Genomic DNA, 20472 nt, shown 5'->3' with positions numbered 1-20472 from the left:
CCGTGGTCCCCGCGCTGGTGGGGGCCGGGCGCGGGGCGGCGGGGGGGGGGGGTGCCGGAATCCGGCACCGCACCGCTCTCTCATCGTCCGGTCCTGGTCCCGCGCCGGCTCTGAGCACGCTGTTGCCCGACCCCGCGCCGGCCGGACGCCGTGCCGGGCCGGGCGGCGCCGGGCCGTGTCCGGCGCCGCCCGGCGGCCTGCGCTCGTACAGAGCGGGCGGAGCGTACGGAACGGGCCCCCGCGACCCGTCCCGTACCGCCACCGCGCCGCACCGTCCGCGTGCCGCGTTCACCGCGCAGGCAACGCCGCAGTGTCTCCGGGTCGAGGCCCTGGTTGCAGGCCTCGTGCAGCAGCTGAGCGAAGGTGTATCCGGGGTCCAGGCGCAGGGCGAGGCCCAGCGCCACCCTCGCCGCCGGCTCGTCACCGGTCGACCACGAGACCCAGCCCGCCAGGGTGAGCGGCGCCGCCGCATGCTCCTCGTACGGTGCGACGCAACGGCGCGCCAGCGCCCGCCACAGTCTCAGCGCGGACTCCGCCTCGGGCCCTTCCATCCACTCCGCGGCCCGGTCCCGGGTCTCCCGGTCCTGGAGGCCGAGGATCACAGCGGCGGCCTCCTCATGGCTGATCAGCCGGTCGTCGTTGAGGTCGGAGAGCGAAGGCGTCGCCGCAGGAGCCCGTCCAAGGCGCTCCATGAGCCGACGGGCAAGTTCCAGAGTCGTGCCGCCGACCTTCCTGCGGCTCTCCTCGTCGAGGAGCTTCGGCACCAGTGCGGCCCCTGCCGCGTCCAGGGCCCGCTGCTGCTCCTGGGCTGCCGCACTCGGCAGGGGCGCCAGCCTGGCCTCCATCTCGCGCAGCGACCCCCGCACCTGAATGCCGGCATACGTCGCCGCGGCGGCCATCACGGAGGTCCCGGGCATGGCCAGCGCATTTCCCTCGGCCGGGCAGCAGCGGGCGTCGGGGCAGACGTAGGACCAGAACCTGTTGCCGGAGATGCAGAGCGCTTCGAGCACCGGTACGTCCAGCGCCCCGCAGGCGGTCCGCAGCCGCTGGGCGAGGGGCCGCAGCCGCTCCATGGTCTGATTGCCCGTTTCCCCTTCGGCCGGGTCCTGGCAGAGGAAGACCACGATCGCGTCGGGTCGCCCGCCACGCCGCTCGCTCCCCTTGATCAGGCACTCGGCCAGCTGCTCGGCAACCGATGGCCACTCGTGCGCGGACTGCGGGATACCGAGCCTCAGGCGCCCGCCGAAACGACCGCGACCGCCGTGCAGCGCGACCATGACCACGCTGTCGTTCGGATGGAATCCCATGAGATATGGGAGGGCGTCGGCCAGCTCGGCGGGCCCACGCAAGGTGATCTGCTGCTCGTCGGACGGGCCGGTGGATTCGTGGTGCTTGTTCATGGGATGACCGTCCCGCAGCGGGACAAAATCCGCGACCCCCTGTGGATAAGTTATCCACAGGGGGTCGTCGGCTGCGTGCTCGGTCCGCGTTTCCACCGACTCGCGGGCGGAACGCCGCGGCCAGGCCCGCCAGGGTCCGTGGACCCCGTCAGGTCAGGCCTGCGGGGTCCACACCTTGGGCCATTCCAGGCCGCGCAGCTGGGCGTCCAGGCCGCCGTCGCAGTACATCAACGTACCCACGCAGTAGCCGGACCTGGCGGACAGCAGAAAGAGCACCAACTCCGCGACCTCGTCGGGGAGGCCCGCCCGGCCCGCCGGGATGGACTTGAGGAAGGCCTCGATGCCCGCAGCCGTCTTCGGATCCTTGCGGGCGGCCTGGGTCATCGGCGTGTCGATGAAGCCCGGCGCGATGGCGTTGAGGCGGATGCCGTCGGCGATGTAGTCGGCGGCACGGGTACGGGTGTAGTAGGCAAGGGCCGCCTTGGTGGCCGGATAGGTGAGGACCCCGCCGGCATCGTTGAGCGAATCGGCGAGGGCACGCGCCGCGTCCTCGTCGCCCGCCAGGCAGGCCTCGGCCAGCTCGGGGCTCCAGCCGGGCTGTGTGGTCGTGGAGTTGGAGGAGGCGAGCACCACGGAGGACGATCCCGCTGCGGCCAGGGCCGGGCGCAGTTCCTCCAACAGCCCGATGGCGCCGAAGTAGTTGACGGAGACGAGCAGGCTCGCGGGCCGGCCGGCGGCGGCCGAGATCCCCGCGAACGGGACGAAGCCGTCGAGGCGCCCCTCGGCGAGGTCGGTGACCTCGGCGGCCGCGGCCGCGCGGCCGGCCGCTGTGCCGAGATCGGCCTCGACGTCGGCGCCTCGCAGGTCGATACCGATGACCCGGTGTCCTTGTTCCGTGAGGCGCGCGGCGATGGAGGCGCCCATGCCGGAGGCGGCGCCGGTGACAGCGATGGTTCCCATGATGGTGTTCTCCCAGTGGTTCTGATTCAGGTGGGGTTCGAGCCCCGGCGACTGGTGGTCGTGGGGTTCGAGCCCCGGCGACCGGTGGTCGTGGGGTTCGAGCCCCGGCGACCGGTGGTCGTGGGAGCGAGTCCCGGCGACTGACCGTCGTGAGCGGCAGCGGCTCGGCATGCGGGCAGGCAGGCAGCGCGTACAGGAGCAGCCGTCCTTGCGCGCAGTGGGTTGCAGGGCACGGTGGCCTGCGTGCAGTGGGACCGGCGGACGTGTGGCGAGCGGTGATCCGCTCGGCGCGCGACCCGCGGCGAACGGGCGGATCAGGTCAGGTGGCGCCGGATCGCCGGCCCCGTCGCCGTACATCCGAGAGGTGGCACCTGGCCGGGCCGGCGCCTTCGAGACGCGCGCAGGTCACGGCACTCCCCGCGTGCTCGGTGCGGGCGGTCGGAACGTGTGGGCGGTCGGGACGGTCCGGGTGTCGCCTCGGGTCGTACGCCGATCCGGGCGCTTCCCCTGTGCCCCTTGGCCGCGACCGTCTTCGGGCAAGGGCCGGCCTGCCGGTGCGTGTGGCCAACGCCGGCCGGAAGCCGCCCCGGGGCACCGTCGGACGAAGGGCCGGCGCCATCACGAACGCTCAGCTACCGCGCCGTCGTCCGCCGAAGGGACGGCGTTCAGCCCCCCGGCGACGAAGGCGGTGACGGCTCCCACCGGCGGGCGCGGGACGCGGCCCAGCTCGGCGTCGTCGGACTGCGGCTCACCGTAGACCTGGAGCAGCAGGTCGAAGGTCATGCGCAGCCGATCCGCGACCTCCGCCCGGGACAGCTCGGGCCGCGCGGCGCCCAGCAGCTCCTCCCACGGCTCGGGCCCCAGCCAGTGAGCGTCGACCGGAAGCTCGCGGCGGCGCAGTACGAGGCGGGCGAGCAGGTGCATCAGCATGCGGCCCCTCGGCCGCCTCGTCAGCTCGTCGAGCGGCCTCACCAGCAGGTCGGCCAGTTCCTCGACGCGCGGCGGCCGGCCCTCGGCCAGCTGCCGCTCCATCGCCACGAGCGGATCCGCCCACAGCGGGCCGAGCCGCCGTTCCAACAGGGCCGCGGCCAAGTCCGGCTTGGTGCCGAAGTGGTAGTTGACGGCGGCCGGGTTCATGCCCGCCGCCGCGTTGATCCCGCGAACGGACACCTGCTCGTAGCCCTTCTCCAGGAAGAGCCGCTCCGCAGCGTCGAGCAGCACCGCCCGGGTGGAATCGTTGGTCATACCCCCTATGAGAGCACTCATCATGAAATCTTTCAATCAGTGATTGAAAGCGTGGGGAGCCGCCTGCGGAATCAGCCCGCTGCGGCGAGGACCAGCGGAAGCACCTGCGTGCTGCCTGACTGGCGGAGCAGGCGGGCAGCGACCGCGAGGGTCCAGCCGGAGTCCGTCGAGTCGTCCACGAGCAGCACCGGGCCGGGAGCGGCTGCCAGGGCGCCGGCCAGGTCCTCCGACACCGCGAAGGCGCCGGAGAGCGCCTTGAGGCGCTGGGCGGAGTTGCTGCGGCGAGCCGCGTGGGTGCCGTCCGGTCCGGTGTGCGTCAGCGTGCCCAGGAAGGGGAGGCGCCCGATGCCGGCGATGCCGTCGGCCAGGGAACCGACCAGTTGCGGGCGGGTCAGGGACGGTACGGCGACGACGCCCACCGGCCGGGCCGTGGCGTCCGCGACGTTGGGCGCCCAGCCGCCCGGGGAGCGCGCCCAGTCGGCGAGCACCGCCACCGCGGCCTGCAGAACGTCGTCGGGGACCGGCCCGTCCGGTGCGTTCTCCGCCAGCAGCGGGCGCAGCCGGTTGCCCCAGCCGATGTCGGAGAGCCGGCCCAGGGCACGCCCGGTGGCGCACTGGTCCTTGGCCGGGATGCGCCCCTTCAGCTCGACGCCGAGCGCGGGCATCCCGGTCGGCCACATCCGGCGCGGCTCGACCTCCACGCCGGGGCGGTCCAGTTCCTTCGCCGCCCCCGTCAGCGCCTCGGCCGATACGGAGCGATCGGCCCAGGCTCCCGCGCAGTTGTCGCAGCGGCCGCACGGGGCCGCCCCCTCGTCGTCCAGTTGCAGGCGCAGGAACTCCATCCGGCACCGGGACGTGCTCGCGTAGTCGCGCATGGCCTGCTGCTCGGCCGCCCGCTGCTTGGCGACCCAGGCGTAGCGCTCCGCCTCGTACACCCACTCGGCGCCGGTGGCCGTCCAGCCGCCCTTGACCCGCTTGACCGCGCCGTCGACGTCCAGCACCTTCAGCATCGACTCCAGCCGGCTGCGGCGGAGGTCCACCGCCGCCTCCAGGGCCGGTACCGAGAGGGGCCGCCCGGCATCGGCGAGGGCCGCGAGGGTCTGGCGTACCTGCGTCTCGGGCGGGAACGCCGTATCGGCGAAGTAGCGCCAGATGGCCTCGTCCTCCCTGCCCGGCAGCAGCAGCACGTCGGCGTGGGCCACACCGCGCCCCGCTCGCCCCACCTGCTGGTAGTAGGCGATGGGCGAGGAGGGCGAACCCAGGTGCACGACGAATCCGAGGTCCGGCTTGTCGTAGCCCATGCCCAGCGCCGACGTCGCCACCAGCGCCTTCACCCGGTTCTCCTGCAGGTCGATCTCGGCCTGCAGCCTGTCCGCGTTCTCCGTCTTCCCCGTGTACGACGCGACGTGGAAGCCCCGCTGCCGCAGGAAGGCGGTGGCCTCCTCGGCCGCGGCGACGGTGAGGGTGTAGATGATTCCCGAGCCCGGCAGGTCGTCCAGGTGCTCGGCGAGCCAGGCCAGGCGGTGCGGGGCATCCGGCAGTTGGACCACACCGAGCCGCAGGCTCTCCCTGTCCAGGGGGCCGCGCAGCACCAGGGCCTCGCCCGCACCGGTGCCCAGCTGTTCGGCCACGTCCTCCGTCACGCGCGCGTTGGCGGTCGCGGTGGTGGCCAGCACCGGCACACCGGCGGGCAGCTCGGCCAGCATCGCGCGCAGCCTGCGGTAGTCGGGCCGGAAGTCGTGGCCCCAGTCGGAGATGCAGTGCGCCTCGTCGACCACGAGCAGACCCGTGGTGGCCGCCAGCCTCGGCAGCACCTGATCGCGGAAGTCCACCGAATTGAGGCGTTCGGGGCTCACCAGGAGGACGTCGGTCTCGCCGCGCTCGACCTCCCCGTAAATCGTCTCCCACTCCTCCGGGTTGGCCGAGTTGATGGTGCGCGCCTGGATACCCGCCCGCGCGGCCGACTCCACCTGGTTGCGCATCAGCGCCAGCAGCGGCGAGATGATCACCGTGGGGCCCGCGCCGCGTCGCCGCAGCAGTGCGGTGGCCACGAAGTAGACCGCCGACTTGCCCCACCCTGTCCGTTGCACCACCAGCGCACGACGGCGCTCCTGCACCAGGGCGGACACCGCCTGCCACTGGTCCTCCCGCAGCCGTGCCGTGCCCCCGGGGGCACCGACGAGCTCGGCGAGAATGACATCGGCTTCGTTGCGGAGCTCCAGGTTGTCCATGCCCCCATGCAACCCGATGGCTCGGACAATCGACGACTTCACCCCGCGTGACGGCGGGCTCACGAACCGTCCGCGGGGCATGATCGCGGCCGGGGGCGCACCTGACGGATCCGGAAGAAGACCGTGTGCGTCCCGCCGGGCAGACCGCCCATCGCCCCCATCACCCTCGATGCCGGCCGCCGTCGGGGCGGTCTCCGGACCTGAGCGGCCCGCACCGGTGGCGGACCGACAGCCGCGAGGACCGGGGGCGGCGTGTTTCCGCTGGTCCTCGCCGGTTCCTACGTGACAGGTGGCGTCATCCGTGCCGGACTGGGCAGGGATATCCGTGTCATTCCGGCTGATTACCGTCAGCTGCGCCAATTGCTCGTTGCCGCCTGCCGATACGCCAGGAAGAATTGGACACGCTCCCCGCACGGTCCTTTCGCGGGCCCGGAAGGGCTGTGCCGCGGCGCGCCCTCACCCGACCCTGCCCGCATCGTGGGCGCGTATGCGAAGGGAGGACCGTGACCTTCGGATTCGCTCCGTCCGCAGCCACTTCGATGTCGCCTGCCGCCGTCTCCACCAACCGCCTCTCCCGAACGCTCGAGCCGGCCGAGTGGGCAGCGGCGGGCATACCGCTGCTGCGCAGCCCCCGGGAGGTGGTCAGCGGTCTGCACGCAAGGCACCGGCCGAACCCGCAAACCGCGGTCGTCGCCGTGCTCGACCATGAGGAACGCCTGACGGCCAGCGCCTCGTTCGCCCGTGGTTCCGTGACGGCGGACGGCTGGGAGTTCCGTAACGCCCTGCTGGCGCACCTGCGCCGGGTGATCCCGCACGATCTACGCCGTCGTACTCCCGTCCGCACCGCGGTACTGCTCTACTGCCGCGAGGGGGACGAGCGTTGGACGGAGGAGGACGGGGCCTGGATGTGGGGGCTGCGGGACGCCTGCACCCTGCACGGGCTGCGGTGCGGCGCGTACATCACGCTGACCCGCGGCGGCTGGCAGGTGCTCGGGGAGGGCCGCGGCGGCCGTCGCCCCAACTCCACGTCGCAGCCGTCCTCGCTCGCCGACACCGCGCTGGACCAGGAGTCCGGCCCGCTGCGCACCGGCGGCGGCGCGGTCCAGGCGTTGCACCGCACAGCGGCTCGCTGATCCGGCCGGTGGGCCCGGCCACCCTCACGGGCAGCCGGGTCACCACGGGCCGGCAGCAGTGCGGCTCCGGCGTACGGACCGAGCACCTGATCGGTCAGGCACGGCTCGGACGTTCGCGCCGAGCGGATCAACCGTCCGCTGCGGCTCGAACGCCGGCCGCGCGCACCGTCACATCCGTTCCGGCTCAGACACCCGCGCCGAGCAAGGCGTTGATCCGCTGCGGATCTCCGCAGACGATCAGCAGGGCTCCGGCACTGCGCCGCGCCGCCGACAGCGCACTCGCCGCGTCGTCGTCGACACCGTTGACCGCGATGATCACCACAGGCCGTGGCTTCACCCGGTCCGCTGCCGCGGCACCGGCGAAGAACACGTCGTCGCCCGCTTCGTGCTGGGCCCAGTAGGCGGCCTCACCGAAGGAGAGCTCGTGGGTCGCCCACGGGTGCTGCTCACCGGTGGTGAGCACCAGGATGTCGCCGGGTGCCCGGCCGGAGTCGAGCAGCAGGTCCACCGCCTCGTCGGCGGCGTCGAGCGCACCGTCGGCCCCGGCGGGGATCACCTGGAGCTGGGGTGCGGAACGATTCTCCGGCAGGGCCTCCTGGGGCCGGCCGGAGGTGGAGTGCGGGCGCGGCGCCGGGGGCGCGGGCCTCGCGGGGCCGGGACCCGGACGACCGGGGCGCGGCATGGCCGCGGAACGCGGACCGGGTACGGGACGAGGGGTCGACGCGGTACGGCCGGTGGCCGGCGTGGCGCGGGGACCCTGGACGCTCTCGTGAATCTGAGGCTCCTCGGGGCTGAGAGGCATGGGTGGTTGTCTATCAAACGCCGACGCGCAGGGCGTCAGCGGGTGGGCACATGTGCGCGATCAGAAATCGAAGCCGAGCTGGCCCCCGCTTTCCAGTGCGGCCGCCTCGGCGGAGAAGCGGACCTTCTTGAGGTGCTGCCACCTGGGCAGCGCGTCGAGGTAGGACCACGAGAGGCGGTGGTGGGCCGTGGGGCCCCGCTCCTCCAGCGCGGCCCTGTGCACAGGGGACGGATAGCCGGCGTTGGCGCCGAAGGCGAAGTCCGCGTACTCGCCGGATTCCGCTCCGAGTTCGGCCATCACGGCGTCCCTGCGGACCTTCGCGATCACCGAGGCCGCGGCGACCGCGACGCAGGACTGGTCGCCCTTGATGACCGTACGCACCTGCCAGGGCAGGCCCAGGTAGTCGTGCTTGCCGTCCAGGATCACCGCGTCGGGCCGCACCGGCAGCGCTTCCAGGGCCCGCACGGCGGCGAGCCGGAGCGCGGCGGTCATGCCGAGCTCGTCGATCTCCTGGGGTGAGGCGTCGCCGAGGGCATACGCGGTGACCCAGCGCTCCAGCAGCGGCGCGAGCTCCGCGCGGCGCTTCGGGCTGATCAACTTGGAGTCGGTGAGTCCGGCGGGAGGCTTGCGGAGGCCGGTGACTGCGGCACACACGGTGACCGGTCCCGCCCACGCTCCGCGTCCGACCTCGTCGACACCGGCGACGGTCCTGGCACCGGTGGTGGCGCGCAGTGAGCGCTCGACGGTGTGTGTGGGTGGTTCGTACGGCATGGCGCCAGCAAGCGTACGCCGGTGGACGCGCCGAGAACACCCCGGGGCGTACCTGACCGTCTCCGTCCGGTGCGGGATCGCCGGACGCAGACGCCGGGCCTCTCGTACGAGGGTGTGCGGCGAGGCTCGGCGCGCAGCCTCAGCCGGGGCCGGCGCGGAAGAACGGGACCGCGACCTGATCGATCAGTTCGGCGATGTCCCCATCGGTCCATTCGCTGCCGCACACCTTGCTGCGATACATCATCATCGCCGGGATGACGTCGAAGGCCAGCCCGCGCAGCGCGTCGGAGCGCACCTCGCCGCGGTCGACACCCCTGCTCACAACCTCCCTGATGAGAGCGGTCGTCGGTCCGATCACGCCACTGAGGATCACCGACTGGAACCGTTCCGCCGTGTCCGCATCACATTCGTGAAGGACTGCGCGGAGCGCCGAGCCCGACTTGGAGAGCATGGCGTCACGGAGCCCGCAGCACAGCTGGTAGAGGTCCTCGCGGATGCTCCCGTAGTCCGGTGCGTCACGGATCGCCGGCAGGGCGCTGCGCAGCGCGTCCGCGACCAGGTCCTCCTTCGAGGGCCATCGCCGATAGATCGCGGCCTTTCCGGTCTGGGCGCCGGCCGCGACACCCTCCATCGTCAGCCCGCTCCAGCCGACCGTACTCAGCCTCTCCAGAGCGGCGTCGAGGATCGCGCGTTCCAGTACGGGTCCGCGGCGCCTCAGGGACACCACCGGCTGCCGGGCGGCGGCTGCCGATCGCGAAGTAACCATGAGCTTCTCTCCATCGGAAACAGGTCGGTACGCCCGTGCCGGCCGGCCGGTGCCCGGAGCCGGGCGGGCAATGGCAGGACGGGCGTCGCAACGGGTCGGCGCGGAACTGAGCAGGTCCCGGCCGGGACGGTGGATCCGGACGCGATACGGCAACAAGGATTCAGTGAACGCTTGCGTTCACTGAAGGGGACTCACTAACGTTGACGCGACAGTGAACGGATCCGTTCACTAATTCACTTGTGGGGGACCCATAGTGACAACCTCTCAGTTAGAAGCACAGAGCGCACCGGGCGCGGCACGACGGCAGGGCCGCCCGGGGATCGCCCTGGCCGTCATCGCCGCCTGTCAGTTGATGGTTGTGCTCGATTCCACGATCGTCAACATCGCCCTGCCACACATCCAGGATGCACTCAGCTTTTCGACCACCGATCTCTCCTGGGTCCTCAGCGCCTACACGCTCACCTTCGGCGGTCTGCTGCTGCTCGGCGGCCGGGCCGGGGACATCCTGGGCCGCCGCCGCGTCTTCATGACGGGCATCCTGGTCTTCACACTGGCCTCACTACTGGGCGGATTCGCCCAGGAACCCTGGCAGTTGCTCGCGGCCCGCGCCCTCCAGGGCATCGGTGGCGCCATCGCCTCACCGACCTCGCTGGCCCTGATCACCACCACGTTCCCGGAAGGCCCTGAACGCAACCGCGCCTTCGGTGTCTTCGCCGCGGTGTCCGCGGGCGGCGGGGCGATCGGACTGCTGGCTGGCGGGCTGCTCACCGAATGGCTCGACTGGCGCTGGGTCTTCTTCGTCAACGTGCCGATCGGTGTGCTGATCGCGGTCCTGGCGCCGCTGTACATCAACGAGTCCGAGAAGCATCCGGGTCGTTTCGACATCTCGGGGGCTCTGACGTCGACCCTCGGCATGGCCTCGCTCGTGTACGGATTCATCCGGGCCTCCGAGGCGGGCTGGCGGGACTCCCTCACCCTGGCTTCGTTCGGCGCGGCGGTGATTCTGCTCGCCTCGTTCGTCCTCATCGAGATGCGTGCCAGGGAGCCGATCACCCCACTGCGGATGTTCGCCGACCGCAACCGTTCGGGGACCTACGTCATCATGCTCAGCCTGGCCGCGGCCATGTTCGGCATGTTCTTCTTCATCGTGCTGTTCGTGCAGAACGTACTGGCGTACAGCCCCATCGAGTCGGGCCTGGCGTTCCTGCCGGTGACGGTCGCGATCATCGTCGGAGCGGGGCTCTCGCAACGGTTCCTTCCGGTGCTCGGACCCAAGCCGTTCATGGTCACGGGCTCGGCGTTCACCGGCGTGGGCCTGGTCTGGCTGACGTTCATCTCCCCCGACAGCAGCTACCTTTCCGGGGTCCTGGGCCCGATGCTCGTGTTCGGCTTCGGCATGGGCCTGAACTTCGTGACCCTCACGCTGACGGCGGTCTCCGGCGTCGCCCAGCACGAGGCCGGGGCCGCCTCCAGCCTGCTCAACGCGAGCCAGCAGGTGGGCGGTTCACTGGGACTCTCCATCCTGGTCACCGTGTTCGGCACGGCGAGCCGCAACGAGGCGGAGAAGCAGGTTCCGCAGTTCCTGGCACAGGCGTCACCGGAACAGAAGGCGGAGTTCGCCAAGACGCACGAACTGCCCGGGAGCTGGGGCCACGCGGTGCTCTCCCAGGGCATCTCGACCGCGTTCCTCGCCGCGGTGGCCATGGCGGGCCTCGCCCTGCTGACGGCGCTGCTGGTGATCCGGGTACGCAAGAGCGATCTGGAGGCGCTGAGCGGAAAGGCGGCAGCGGGAGGACCGGCCGCCTAGGGCCTTTCGTTTGGCCTGATCCAAACGAGAGGCCCTAGGGCCTGCGGCGGCTCAGGGTCGGGACGGGCCCCGACCTGCGAACGACCGCCGTGCGGAGGCTTGCGGGCGCGGACGGGTCCCCTCGCGACCACATCGGCACCGGCGGCAGCGGTACGTACGGAAGCGGACCGCCCCTGAGGGGACGGCCCGCTTCCGGCGGTTCGTAATACGGCAATCAGTACGGGTCGTAGGGGTCGTACGGATCGTCCACGTCGCCGCGTTCGCTCCCGTTCTCCCCCGACCCGAGCCCACGGCAGTCACGCGTACGGTAGCCGGGGTCCCAGTCCCCGAGGATGTCCCGGGCCCTGGCCTCACCCCAACTCGTGGCGTACCACCGCTCGTCCGAGTTCCGCAGCGACCGCTGGATCTCCTCCAGGGCGCAGGAGCGCAGGGGCTCAGGCAGGGTGTCGAGGGCCGGCACGGCATCGGCGGAGAGACCGCGCAGGTACTCGATGTCGATCGAGTGATGACGGCTGTAGCGCTCGACGTTCTGTTCCGCGATCAGGCCGTCCGGCGAGACGAGTCCGAAGACCAGGACGCCGACGGCCGCGCTCGCCGCGACGGCGCGCGGCAGCATCTTCGCGCCGAAGACACCGGCGGCCATGATCAGCACGAGGACGACGCCCAGCCACAGCTCGACCGCCGCCACGGAGATCCGCAGCCGGGTCAGGCCGTACGCGTCGACGTAGAGGTCCATGCGCCGCAGCGCGGAGGCGACGACGACGAGCGTGAGCAGGCACAGGGTACCGAGGACGCCACGGACGAGCGTACGGTCGCGTGCTCCGCCGCGCGGCGCCCAGCGCAGCGCGAGCGCGATCACCAGCAGGGTGAGCAGCGTGGCCCAGAGCAGCTGCCAGAATCCCTCGCGGGCGTACTGGGAGTAGCTGAGATCGGTCTCGGCCATCACCTTGTCGTACCCGCCGAGCAGCACCGTGAGCTGAATGGCGAGGAAGGCGGCGAAGAGCAGGTTCAGGACGACCAGCGGCAACGCCCACTCCAGACGCCCGCGCGCCGGGCCCGGCCGCACCGTCAGACCGTCCCAGCGCACGGGGGCGGCGGCGGTGTACGCGGCGGCGAGCGCTCCCACGAGACCGAGCAGTCCGAGGAAGAGCCGCCACGGGCTGTCACCGACGGACACGTCGGGCATCAGGCTGCCGAGGACATCGGCGAAGGCCGCGTCGGCGCTCGCGAAGAGCGCCCCGAACACGATGAGAAGGACGACGGCCACGACCGTGGACCGGAAGACCACGCCCCAGCGGCCCCGGGAGCCCGCCATCCGGTCGCGTACACCGTGGACGGCCCAGCCCAGAGATTCGGCGACGGAGGTGAGCAGGCCCAGCGAACCGAGGAACACCCCGAGCCAGCTGCGGCTGCCGTGCAGCGCGAGGGAGCCGAGCGCGAAGGCGGAGACGATGGCGAGCAGAGTCGGCCAGCCGGCGTCACGGAGTGCCGGTACGGCGAGCAGGGCGAGCCCGCCGACCGCCCAGACGACCGTCCAGGGGCGCAGCCGACGGGAAGCGCCGCGGGCGGCGAAATGGGCCGCGAGTGCTGCGGGGACCGTCACGAGGAGCAGATTCAGGCCGATGCCGTCGCCGAGCAGCAGGACGCTGAGCAGTCCGGTCGCGAGTACGGCCCAGAGCGTGGCGCCCGGGATGGCTCCCGGCTTGACCGGACGGAGCCGCGCGAGCTCCGAGGGCGCCTGCTTGGTCTGCCCCCACGGGTTGGGCTGCGGCGACCGCGCCTGCTGCGCGTAGGCCGGAACCTTCGGCGGCTGCGGTTCGGTGGCGCGCGGCGGCGGGACCGCGGCTGTCCCGGGCTCCTGCGCGTGACCGGGCGGCTGCGCGGCCCCGGCGGGCTGGCTCGCCGTACCGGCCGAAGCCTGCCCGGGTGCCGAAGCCTGCTCGGGCTCCTGCGCGTGACCGGATGGCTGCGCGGCCCCGGCGGGCTGGCTCGCCGTACCGGCCGAAGCCTGCCCGGGTGCCGAAGCCTGCCCGGGTGCCGCGGTCTCTGCCGGATCCGGCACCGGCCGGCCCGTTCCCGACGGCTCCGCCGCCCGCGATGACTCCGGCGTACGCTCCGGCCGGGGTGATTCTGGCATGTGATCTGACACGGGACCCCTCCCCACCGAGGTCCGCTCACGCGAGCCCCTGGGCAGCGCGGCCCCCCGGCGTCTCAATCGGTGCGCACCCGTCGTGATGATCACCGCGGGCGGCGTGGCCGAAAGAGTAACCCCCCGTGACGGCCGTCAGCCGTACGGAGCAACGCTGTGGCAGTTCCGTGACAGTCGGCGCCGAAGGCGCCCTACCGCGACATCCAGTCGGGCAGGTCCTCCGTCTGCGCCGTCCACTCCACCGGTGGCGCACCCGCGGTGCCCGCCGCGACCACTCCGCCGACGATCGCGCAGGTCGTGTCGACGTCGCCGCCGGCCTGGGCGGTCACCCAGAAGGCCTGCTCGAAATCGCCGAGGCTGCGTGCCGCGGACCAGAGGGCGAAGGGGACGGTGTCGTGCGCGCTCGTACGACGCCCGTTGCCGAGGACGGCGGCGACCGTGCCCGCGTCCTTGTAGTCCAGCATGTCGCGGGCCCTGCGCAGCCCCGCGCCGACCGCGCTGCGCGGCACGAGCGCGATCACGCCGTCCAGGAGGTCCGTCGGCGTCGGCGGCCCGGTGGGCGAGGCCGCGAGCGAGGCGGCCGCCGCGACCGCCATCGCGCCGACGACGGCTTCCCGGTGCTGGTGCGTGGTGTACGAGGAGATCTCGGCCTGATGCGTGGCCTGTTCGGGGTCGTCCGCGTACCAGGCACCGAGCGGGGCGATGCGCATCGACGAGCCGTTGCCCCACGAACCCTGCCCCTGGAAGAGCGCGGAGGCCAGCTCGCGCCAGTCCCCTCCCTCCCGGACCAGCCTGAGCAGGCGGTTCACGGCAGGGCCGTATCCCCGGTCGAAGTCATGGTGCACCGCGAAGGAGCGGGCGAGAGCGTCCTGGTCGATACGGCCGTGCTCACTCAGCACGGCCAGCACCGAAGCGGCCATCTCCGTGTCGTCGGTCCACTGCCACGGCCCGGGGGGCAGAGTGCGGTCCTTCAGGAGCGGATAGTTGGCGGGCACGAAGAACTGGGAGCCCAGGGCGTCCCCCACGGAGAGGCCACGCAGGCTGGCAAGGGCGCGGGCGAAGCGCTGGTCGGAAGCGGATTCGGTCATCGCTTCCACTCTATCCGGTGATGCCGTACGGCTCAGGGGTGCGCCACCGCTCGAACGGCCTGTCCAGCGTGTAGCGGCCGTCCTTGCCCAGCACCAGCGTCCGGGACTCCCCGTTGCACGGGTTGGAGAGCGATTCGAACTCGGCCACGGACCAGTGGAACCAGCGCATGCAGAAGAGCCGCATGGTCAGTCCGTGCGTGACCAGCAGAACGTTCGGCGGGTGGTCGGGGTCCTCGAAGCTCCGGTACAGGCTCTCCAGGAAGGCGCCCACCCGGTCGTACACATCGGCACCGGACTCACCCTGCGCGAAGCGGTAGAAGAAGTGCCCGTAGGCGTCCCGGTACGCCTTCTGGAGGCGCACGTCGTCCCGGTCCTGCCAGTTCCCCCAGTCCTGCTCGCGGAGCCGGGGCTCCTCGCGCACCCGGACGCGTTCGAGATCCAGTCCGAGTGACCTGAACGTCTCGTGCGTCCGGCGGTAGGGCGAGACGTACACGCTGACCCGCTCCCTGTCGAAGAGCTCGCGCAGCCGCACCCCCGTCTCGCGGGACTGCCGCAGTCCGGTCGGGGTGAGCCTCAGTGCGTGGTCGGGCTCGCGCTCGTACACGGTGTCGTCGGCGTTGCCCTCGGACTCGCCGTGCCTGACGAGGACAATGCGTTGCGGTCTTGCCATGTACCGACCCTAAAGGCTGTCCCGCAATTGTCCGGAACCCGACGGTGCACATCGCCCGTGAAACCGTGGCCGAACCGGCCGGTCACACGGTCCACGCCGGTTCGAGCTGCACGACGTCACCGGCGAGCGAGGCCACGTCGTCCTCGGTCTGCGCCCGCTGCGAGAGCCGTTCGACGCTCGCCGGCCGGTACTTGCCGCGCTCGGCGCTGGACTGCCACATCGACAGGACCAGGAACTCGTGCCCCGGCGCCTCCCCGAACACGCCGCGCAGCATCCCGGGCGATCCGGCCATCGCCGGGTTCCACACCCGCTCCTGCATCAGTGCGAAGTGCTCGACACGGTCCTCGTGCACCCTGCTGTGCGCCACCCTGACCACATCCGCGTCCCCGAAGTGGGGTTCGAAGCCGGTCTTCACGTCGAAGCGGTACTCGAACAGCTTGACCTGGATGTCGTTGCACGTGCCGACCTGCGCGGCAGCCAGGGCGTCGTGCCCGCGTGCCATGAACGAGTCGTAGAAGACCCTGTTCTCCCAGAACGCGAAGACATGGGCCACCTCCGGCCGACCGCGGCTCCAGCCGCCGCCCTGCCCCCTGAACCCCGGCTCACCCAGCAGCCCCGCCCACTTGCGCTGCCCCCGCTCGAAACCGCGACGGTCCCCCACACTGCAGCGAATCCACTTGACCAGCACCGCATCATCGTACGGGTGATGGACGTGGCGTGGGTCACGCTCCGACGGAGTGCGTCAGAACCGGTCACCGGTGATCGCACAATGATCGCCATGACCTCGCTGCACACCAACCCGCTGTTCGACCGCCTGGATTCGGCGGAACGGATTCTCGTCGCCGGTGCGGGCGGGGGTTTCGACATCTACGCCGGGCTCCCCCTCGCGCTCTCCCTGATCCACCGGAACAAGCAGGTGCAGTTCGCCAATCTGTCGTTCAGCGCACTCGAGGGGCTCCCACTCGACTCCTGGCTCGCCCCCGACCTGGCCGTCGTCACCCCCGAAACCTCCCTCCACCAGCCGTACTTCCCGGAACGGACCCTCGCGCAGTGGCTCGCCCTGCACGGCTACCCGGGCCGCGTCCACGCCCTGTCCCGTACGGGCGTCCAGCCGCTGCGCGACGCGTACCGCGCACTGATCGAGCAGTACGACATCGACGCCGTCGTCCTCGTCGACGGGGGTACGGACATCCTGATGCGGGGCGACGAATCCGGCCTGGGCACCCCGGAGGAGGACCTGACCAGCGTCGCGGCGCTGGCCGCGATCGAGGGGCCGGACCGCCTGGTCGTCTCCATCGGCTTCGGCGTCGACGCCTACCACGGCGTGAGCCACGGCCTCGTCCTGGAGAACATCGCCGCCCTCGAACGCGACGGCGCCTACCTCGGCGCGTTCTCCGTGCCCCGTACGACCCGCGAGGGGGCGCTGTTCGTCGACGCGGTGGCCCATGCCCAGGAACACACGCCCGATCATCCGAGCATCGTCAACGGATCCATCGCCGCAGCGGTCCGGGGAGAGTTCGGGGATGTCCGGTTCACCTCGCGCACCAGCGACAGCGAGCTCTTCATCAATCCGCTGATGTCGCTCTACTTCGCCTTCGAACTGGAAGGGATAGCCCGCAACTGCCTCTATCTCGACCGTATCGAGCACACGCACCTCATGCGTCAGGTCAGCAGTGCGATCGAGGCGTTCCGGGACGAGGTGCGACAGCGTCCGCCGCGTCGGATCCCGCATTGAGACAGCCGGCCCCCACGGTGGCCCGATTACGCCCTCCCACTCCCAAGCCGGTTGGCTCCACGGGCCGTTACCGACATGATCGGGTGATAGAACCGGGACCGACGGCCCCGCGCGAAGGAGCGAAGTCCGATGAGCACTCCCAACAAGGACATCGAGAAGGTCGAGGTCAGGGTCAAATGGGACCCGAGTCCTCACGGCGAGCCCGCCAACGACCTCGACATCATCGCGGCGACCTACGCGGCCGAGGAGCCGTACGGAAGCCCCGCATATCTCGTGCACTTCGACAGCCGCGCACCCGACGGCACCATCACGCTCAACCGCGACAGCCGGAACGGGCAGGGCCTGGGCTACGACGAGGTCATGACGCTGGAGTTCGACCGGCTCTCGGAGGCGTACTCCCGGGTCGTCGTCGGCGTCGCCATTCAGCAGCGCGAGGGCCACAAGACGTTCGGGTCGATAGAGAACACCGGCGTGCAGATCCGTGAGGGGTACACCAGCCTCGCCGATAGCGACTTCTCGACGGTGCCCACGGCGACGGCCGCCGTCGTCGCCGAGTTCGTGCGGGACTCCTCGGGGGTCTGGCAGTTCCACGACACGGTGCGGGGGTTCGACGGGGACGCCGACTCGTTCGCCGCGGCGATGGGAAGCCGTCTGCCCGGAGCGTGACGCTCGGGGCAGACGGAAGGGGGCGGGCGGGACTCCTTGTTCGGAGTCCCGCCCGCCCCCTTCGGCCGGCCGTCGCCCCTCAGGGCATCGGACCGGTCAGCTGCAGCCGCTGGTCGAGCCGCAGCCCTCGCAGATGTAGCAGGACCCGGCACGCTGCATCTTCGTACCGCAGGAGAAGCAGAGCGGGGCGTCGGCGCTGATGCCGAGCTGCATCTCGACGAGCTCCGCCGAGGTGTGCGCCGTCTTCGTCTCCGCCTTCGCGGCCTCCTGGACGGGGGCGACCGCCTTCAGCGGCTCCGTCCGCACCGGAGCGGACTGGGCCAGGCTTTCGGCGTCCAGCTGCTCCTCCTCGAACGACGGCTCGTAGGAACCGGTGTCCAGGTGACGCTGACGCTCCTCGGCCGAGTGGATGCCGAGGGCCGAGCGGGTCTCGAAGGGCAGGAAGTCGAGCGCCAGGCGGCGGAAGATGTAGTCGACGATCGACTGCGCCATCCGCACGTCGGGGTCGTCCGTCATGCCGGCCGGCTCGAAGCGCATGTTGGTGAACTTCGAGACGTACGTCTCCAGCGGAACGCCGTACTGCAGACCGACCGAGACGGCGATGGAGAAGGCGTCCATCATGCCCGCGAGGGTCGAGCCCTGCTTGGACATCTTCAGGAAGACCTCACCGAGACCGTCGTCCGGGTAGGAGTTGGCGGTCATGTAACCCTCGGCGCCGCCCACCGTGAAGGAGGTGGTGATGCCGGGACGGCCCTTGGGCAGACGCTTGCGGACCGGGCGGTACTCGACGACCTTCTCGACCGCGGTACGGATGGTGTCCTCGGCCTTGGCCGTGACGGCCTCCTTCTCCTTCTCCTTCGTCTTCGCGGAGAGGGGCTGGCCGACCTTGCAGTTGTCGCGGTAGATCGCGAGCGCCTTGACGCCCATCTTCCACGCCTCGAAGTAGACCTCTTCGACGTCCTCGACGGTGGCCGTCTCCGGCAGGTTCACCGTCTTGGAGAGCGCGCCGGAGATCCACGGCTGGATCGCCGCCATCATGCGCACGTGGCCCATCGCGGAGATGGAACGCTCACCCATCGCGCAGTCGAAGACCTCGTAGTGCTCAGGCTTCAGCCCGGGGGCGTCGATCACGTTGCCGTTCTCGGCGATGTGGGCGACGACCGCCTCGATCTGCTCCTCCTGGTAGCCCAGGCGGCGCAGGGCCTGCGGGACGGTGCCGTTGACGATCTGCATCGAGCCGCCGCCGACCAGCTTCTTGAACTTGACCAGGGCGAGGTCGGGCTCCAGGCCGGTGGTGTCGCAGGACATCGCGAGACCGATGGTGCCGGTGGGCGCGATGACCGACGCCTGCGCGTTACGGAAACCGTTCTTGGCGCCGAGGCGGATGACGTCCTGCCAGGCCTCCGTCGCGGCGGCCCAGATCGTGTTGTCCAGTTGGTCGGCGTGCACGGCCACGGCGTTGGCGTCGGCGTGCTGCTTCATGACGCGCTGGTGCGGCTCGGCGTTACGGGCGTAGCCGTCGTACGGGCCGACGACGGCGGCCAGCTCGGCGGAGCGCTTGTACGAGGTGCCGGTCATCAGCGAGGTGATGGCGCCGGCGAGCGCGCGGCCGCCGTCGCTGTCGTACGCGTGGCCGGTCGCCATCAGCAGGGCGCCGAGGTTGGCGTAGCCGATGCCCAGCTGCCGGAAGGCGCGGGTGTTGTCGCCGATCTTCTCGGTCGGGAAGTCGGCGAAGCAGATCGAGATGTCCATCGCGGTGATGACCAGCTCGACGACCTTGGAGAAGCGCTCGGACTCGAAGGACTGGTTGCCCTTGCCGTCGTCCTTGAGGAACTTCATGAGGTTCAGCGAGGCGAGGTTGCACGACGTGTTGTCCAGGTGCATGTACTCGCTGCACGGGTTCGAGCCGTTGATCCGGCCGGACTCGGGGCAGGTGTGCCACTGGTTGATCGTGTCGTCGTACTGGATGCCGGGGTCGGCACAGGCCCAGGCCGCCTCGGCCATCTTGCGGAAGAGGGACTTGGCCTCGACCTCTTCGATGACGTCACCGGTCATCCGGGCTCGCAGCCCGAACTTCCCGCCGGACTCGACGGCCTTCATGAACTCGTCGTTCACGCGGACCGAGTTGTTGGCGTTCTGGTACTGGACGGACGTGATGTCGTCGCCGCCCAGGTCCATGTCGAAGCCCGCGTCGCGCAGGGCGCGGATCTTCTCCTCCTCCTTCACCTTGGTCTCGATGAAGTTCTCGATGTCGGGGTGGTCGACGTCGAGGATGACCATCTTGGCCGCGCGACGGGTGGCACCACCGGACTTGATCGTTCCGGCGGACGCGTCGGCGCCACGCATGAAGGAGACCGGTCCGGAGGCGTTGCCGCCGGAGGACAGGAGTTCCTTGGAGGAGCGGATACGGGAGAGGTTCAGGCCGGCACCGGAGCCGCCCTTGAAGATCATCCCCTCTTCCTTGTACCAGTCGAGGATCGACTCCATGGAGTCGTCGACGGCCAGGATGAAGCAGGCGGAGACCTGCTGCGGCTGGGGGGTGCCGACGTTGAACCAGACCGGCGAGTTGAAGCTGAAGATCTGGTGCAGGAGGGCGTACGCCAGCTCGTGCTCGAAGATCTCGGCGTCCGCGGGAGAAGCGAAGTAGTTGTAGTCCTCGCCGGCCTTCCGGTACGTCTTCACGATCCGGTCGATCAGCTGTCGCAGACCGGTCTCGCGCTGAGGGGTGCCGACAGCCCCGCGGAAGTACTTGCTGGTGACGATGTTGACCGCGTTCACCGACCAGAAGTCGGGGAACTCGACGCCACGCTGCTCGAAGTTGATCGAGCCGTCGCGCCAGTTGGTCATGACGACGTCACGGCGCTCCCACGCCACCTCGTCGTACGGATGCACGCCGGGAGTGGTGTGAATGCGCTCGATACGCAGGCCCTGCTTGGTCGCAGTCGACTTGGTCCCCTTGCGGGCACCTCGTGCCGGGCCGCTCGCCGTCTCTGTCATGCCGCCTCCCATATGTGGGCAAAAACGCCCTGAAGTGCCGAGAACTTCCCCG

16 protein-coding genes are annotated in these 20472 nt (G+C 70.8%); 4 read left to right on the top strand and 12 right to left on the bottom strand.

Annotated elements, in window-relative coordinates; genetic code table 11:
* Positions 1-80 precede the first annotated feature (80 nt).
* From ACIBJG_RS00225 to ACIBJG_RS00210, 4 genes are all read right to left on the bottom strand, one after another.
* Entirely contained in the window at positions 81-1400 is a 1320-nt protein-coding gene (locus tag ACIBJG_RS00225) for a DUF4192 family protein (protein WP_399302301.1), read from the bottom strand.
* Between the two features lie 153 nt (positions 1401-1553).
* Positions 1554-2360, bottom strand: a complete 807-nt coding sequence (locus tag ACIBJG_RS00220; RefSeq protein ID WP_399302299.1) for an SDR family oxidoreductase — start codon at positions 2358-2360, stop codon at positions 1554-1556.
* 618 nt (positions 2361-2978) lie between these two features.
* Positions 2979-3605 carry a TetR/AcrR family transcriptional regulator gene (locus ACIBJG_RS00215; protein ID WP_399302297.1) on the bottom strand — a complete coding sequence of 209 codons (627 nt, stop codon included), beginning with the start codon at positions 3603-3605 and terminating at the stop codon, positions 2979-2981.
* A 71-nt stretch (positions 3606-3676) separates the two neighbouring features.
* Positions 3677-5836 (bottom strand): RecQ family ATP-dependent DNA helicase, encoded by a 2160-nt coding sequence (locus tag ACIBJG_RS00210; protein WP_399302295.1) that lies wholly within the window; start codon positions 5834-5836, stop codon positions 3677-3679.
* Positions 5837-6339: 503 nt separating this feature from the next.
* Here ACIBJG_RS00210 and ACIBJG_RS00205 point away from each other — a divergent pair.
* On the top strand, positions 6340-6969 hold the full coding sequence (locus ACIBJG_RS00205; protein ID WP_399302293.1) for a hypothetical protein: 630 nt from the start codon (positions 6340-6342) through the stop codon (positions 6967-6969).
* 184 nt (positions 6970-7153) lie between these two features.
* On the opposite strand, the gene ACIBJG_RS00200 is transcribed toward ACIBJG_RS00205, so the two are convergent.
* From ACIBJG_RS00200 to ACIBJG_RS00190, 3 genes are all read right to left on the bottom strand, one after another.
* Positions 7154-7771 (bottom strand): hypothetical protein, encoded by a 618-nt coding sequence (locus ACIBJG_RS00200; protein ID WP_399302291.1) that lies wholly within the window; start codon positions 7769-7771, stop codon positions 7154-7156.
* 60 nt (positions 7772-7831) lie between these two features.
* Positions 7832-8542, bottom strand: a complete 711-nt coding sequence (locus tag ACIBJG_RS00195) for a ribonuclease HII (protein ID WP_399302289.1) — start codon at positions 8540-8542, stop codon at positions 7832-7834.
* Between the two features lie 139 nt (positions 8543-8681).
* Positions 8682-9308 (bottom strand): TetR/AcrR family transcriptional regulator, encoded by a 627-nt coding sequence (locus tag ACIBJG_RS00190; RefSeq protein WP_399302287.1) that lies wholly within the window; start codon positions 9306-9308, stop codon positions 8682-8684.
* Between the two features lie 253 nt (positions 9309-9561).
* On the opposite strand from ACIBJG_RS00190, the gene ACIBJG_RS00185 reads away from it, so the two are divergent.
* A complete protein-coding gene (locus ACIBJG_RS00185) occupies positions 9562-11115 on the top strand; it encodes an MFS transporter (protein WP_399302285.1) in 1554 nt (517 codons plus the stop codon).
* Positions 11116-11329: 214 nt separating this feature from the next.
* On the opposite strand, the gene ACIBJG_RS00180 is transcribed toward ACIBJG_RS00185, so the two are convergent.
* The 4 genes from ACIBJG_RS00180 to ACIBJG_RS00165 all read right to left on the bottom strand — a co-directional run bounded on the left by ACIBJG_RS00180 (position 11330) and on the right by ACIBJG_RS00165 (position 15710).
* Positions 11330-12808: a DUF4153 domain-containing protein gene (locus ACIBJG_RS00180; protein WP_399303244.1), complete on the bottom strand. Its 1479-nt coding sequence runs from the start codon at positions 12806-12808 to the stop codon at positions 11330-11332.
* Positions 12809-13455: 647 nt separating this feature from the next.
* Entirely contained in the window at positions 13456-14352 is an 897-nt protein-coding gene (locus tag ACIBJG_RS00175; protein WP_399302283.1) for an ADP-ribosylglycohydrolase family protein, read from the bottom strand.
* A 10-nt stretch (positions 14353-14362) separates the two neighbouring features.
* Entirely contained in the window at positions 14363-15022 is a 660-nt protein-coding gene (locus ACIBJG_RS00170) for a histidine phosphatase family protein (protein ID WP_399302281.1), read from the bottom strand.
* 82 nt (positions 15023-15104) lie between these two features.
* Positions 15105-15710 carry a YdbC family protein gene (locus ACIBJG_RS00165; RefSeq protein ID WP_399302279.1) on the bottom strand — a complete coding sequence of 202 codons (606 nt, stop codon included), beginning with the start codon at positions 15708-15710 and terminating at the stop codon, positions 15105-15107.
* 90 nt (positions 15711-15800) lie between these two features.
* On the opposite strand from ACIBJG_RS00165, the gene ACIBJG_RS00160 reads away from it, so the two are divergent.
* Both ACIBJG_RS00160 and ACIBJG_RS00155 read left to right on the top strand, forming a co-directional pair.
* A complete protein-coding gene (locus ACIBJG_RS00160; RefSeq protein WP_399302277.1) occupies positions 15801-16757 on the top strand; it encodes a DUF1152 domain-containing protein in 957 nt (318 codons plus the stop codon).
* Positions 16758-16886: 129 nt separating this feature from the next.
* Positions 16887-17423, top strand: a complete 537-nt coding sequence (locus tag ACIBJG_RS00155) for a TerD family protein (RefSeq protein ID WP_399302275.1) — start codon at positions 16887-16889, stop codon at positions 17421-17423.
* 96 nt (positions 17424-17519) lie between these two features.
* Here ACIBJG_RS00155 and ACIBJG_RS00150 read toward each other — a convergent pair whose 3' ends face one another.
* Complete coding sequence (locus ACIBJG_RS00150; protein WP_399302273.1) at positions 17520-20420, bottom strand: vitamin B12-dependent ribonucleotide reductase; 2901 nt, start codon at positions 20418-20420, stop codon at positions 17520-17522.
* Positions 20421-20472: the final 52 nt, after the last annotated feature.

The sequence above is a fragment of the Streptomyces sp. NPDC050422 genome (genome assembly GCF_044458665.1).
In the GTDB taxonomy this organism is placed as follows: Bacteria; Actinomycetota; Actinomycetes; order Streptomycetales; family Streptomycetaceae; genus Streptomyces.
This window is presented reverse-complemented; position numbering and strand designations above follow the sequence as displayed.